At 59.0% G+C, this 2,402-nt stretch carries 3 protein-coding genes; 1 reads left to right on the top strand and 2 read right to left on the bottom strand.

Features of this window, described 5'->3' with window-relative positions; genetic code table 11:
• Nucleotides 1-771: MoxR family ATPase (locus EXE42_RS14885; protein ID WP_241988398.1), on the top strand; the 771-nt coding region annotated here is incomplete at its 5' end.
• Between the two features lie 46 nt (nucleotides 772-817).
• On the opposite strand, the gene EXE42_RS14880 is transcribed toward EXE42_RS14885, so the two are convergent.
• Both EXE42_RS14880 and EXE42_RS14875 read right to left on the bottom strand, forming a co-directional pair.
• The gene (locus EXE42_RS14880; RefSeq protein WP_241988397.1) at nucleotides 818-1,690 is read right to left on the bottom strand and encodes a hypothetical protein; all 873 of its coding nucleotides are present in this window, start codon (nucleotides 1,688-1,690) and stop codon (nucleotides 818-820) included.
• A gap of 31 nt (nucleotides 1,691-1,721) precedes the next feature.
• Entirely contained in the window at nucleotides 1,722-2,132 is a 411-nt protein-coding gene (locus EXE42_RS14875; RefSeq protein WP_137706835.1) for a hypothetical protein, read from the bottom strand.
• Nucleotides 2,133-2,402 lie beyond the last annotated feature (270 nt).

The raw sequence follows: 2,402 nt of genomic DNA, 5'->3' as shown, positions 1-2,402 counted from the left end.
GTGCCCGCTGACGTCGTCGGGACGAACGTCTACCAGCAGGCGACTGGTGAGTTCCAGCTCAAAAAGGGGCCCGTCTTCGCAAATCTGGTTGTAGCCGACGAGATCAACCGGGCCACGCCAAAGACACAGAGTGCGCTGCTTGAAGCGATGGAGGAGTCAACGGTCACCATCGACGGCGACACACTCGATCTGCCGGCGCCGTTCATGGTGATTGCGACGCAGAACCCAATTGAGATGGAGGGAGTCTTCGAACTTCCAGAGGCCCAACGTGACCGCTTCCAGCTGAAATACACGGTTGAGATTCCTGACCGGGCTGGTGAGCGCAAGGTACTCGATCGGTTTGATACGGCGCCCGGTCTTGGTCCGTCAGCGGTTGAACAGGTCATCGAACCGGAGACACTCCAGCACGCAAGCGATGCTGTCAGTGAGGTCTACATCGCTGAGCCGGTCAAAGAGTACATTCTGGATCTCGTGGCGGCCACACGGGCGTCACCGATGTTACAACACGGTGGGTCCCCGCGGGCAACGCTCGCCTTCTTGAGCGCTGGCAAGGCTCGGGCTGCGATTCAGGGGCGTGAATACGTGATTCCAGACGATATCAAATCACTCGCCGCACCTGTGCTCAAGCACCGTGTGATCCGCACAACTGATGCTGAACTCGCTGACGAATCTGTGTCTGCGATTATTGACGAGATACTTGCGGATGTGACGCCGCCAAGCGCCGACACAACGTTTGCTGAGACAGACGAGCAGGCAGTCGCTGGCGAATGAGACGCAATCTCAACTGGCGAAAACAGGTGCCAGCGGCACCCACTAGTTAAGTTGTGTCTTCGTCGCGGCCATATCGACAGGTCACCGTAAGCGGGTCATCCGCCGTGACCGTAACCTCAACAGGTTCAGCGAGAGCCTCAACGAGACTGACGGCAAGAAATGAGGAAATCGGGTGATCAATAGCTGTCGGGTCACCTAACCCGGCACCACTGATCTCAAACGTGATGCGCTGGGTGTCGGTATCGACTGCCGACTCAGCGGTATCAGCGAGTTCAAACACCTCAACCAACGCATCAGCAATGACTGGCGCAGCCGACTGTGGGCGGGGGCCAAGCGACTGATCGATCGTATCTGAGAACTCCTCGAACAGGGGCACCCCCGTTGGATGAAACGCAACGCCACCTGTCGTGGGGTCTTCAGGCACGACAAACAAATCGAGATCGGTCGCTAATCCGGGGAGTGGCGCATCTGCGTCTCGCGGGACAAACAGCCGGACCGCCTCTCCCGGGATGTACACTGGCTCCCCCCGCAGCCCTAACTCATCAATCGTTGCTTCACGGTCGGCACGAACCGCCTCAAAAATTTGCCCACCAATCTGCGCTGAGATGAAGCGCTCGGGAGTGATGAAGTACGTAAGCACGCCGGCAAAGACGCCTGTGCCACCAAGTGCGAACAGGACGGTGCGAGCGTCAGTAAACACAACACCGCCAGCAACAGCAACCAACCCAACAAGTAAGAGACTCACTGCGGTTCGGCGGTACGTGGTCTGGCGGGCGCGAGCATACTCCTCGCGGAGCTGTCTGTTTTTAGCTTCAAGCACCGCCACGCGGGTCTGGAGTGGTTCTGACGTGTCGGCTGTGGACGCCGACTCATCAGATACCGGTGAGTGTTCAGACTCGGTGCCGCCAGAGTGAGCCATCACGGTGTCCTCCGATTCATGTCTGTATCAATCATCCTTGTGTTTTCAGGTTTGACTCGTCTGCTGGCTCGGCGGGCGTAACAAGATTGAGACGGACGAGCGTGACTCGATACGTGACGTATATGCCAGCCCCGACAGCGAGGGTGAGTAGCCCGCCTGTAACGAACACCCCTTGCTCACGTATACCCACCACGAGTGCTAGAAGAGCGGCCCAGCTGATGCTGGTTACGACCAACGTAACTATATCATGCGGCGACCGGGCAGGTTCTGTCAGGACGGCGAGAAGGCCAAGCTGGGCGACGCCCGCGAGCGGCGAGATACTACTCAGTACAGGGATAAGCGCGACTTGTCCGAGCACGAACGCGAACGGTGCGGATCGCACGACCCCCGCAGCGCCGAGGACCGCCAGTGAGACAATAGGTAGCGACGCTGATGCGCTCACTAGCGCGACCGCAACGAGGCTGAGCCCGAGTGCGCTGCCCCAGTCACGGGCCCACAGATTAAAGGAGGCAGGGTCGTCTGGATATGGTAGCTCGGGTGTGTGCTCTGTCATTGTGTGCTGATTGCTGCTGCTTGTCGGTGCGCAAGGACCTGCTGGATACGTGAGGAGGGTGCCACCTCAAACGCACTGACCCGAGGATGCCGCTCGAGGTCACGCCGAACCTCTTCGAACTCGCGATACCGCTCATACAGCGCGTCCAGATCGGAGAGT

Source organism: Halorubrum sp. SP3, from assembly GCF_005435195.1.
GTDB classification, from domain to species: domain Archaea; phylum Halobacteriota; class Halobacteria; order Halobacteriales; family Haloferacaceae; genus Halorubrum; species Halorubrum sodomense.
Note: the sequence above shows the minus strand (reverse complement) of the source record. Positions and strands in the feature narration are given on the sequence as shown.

Bases quoted from the DNA above. Each gene is read 5' to 3' on its own strand.
- EXE42_RS14880 (WP_241988397.1), bottom strand. From the start codon at position 1,690: ATGGCTCACTCTGGCGGCACCGAGTCTGAACACTCACCGGTATCTGAT.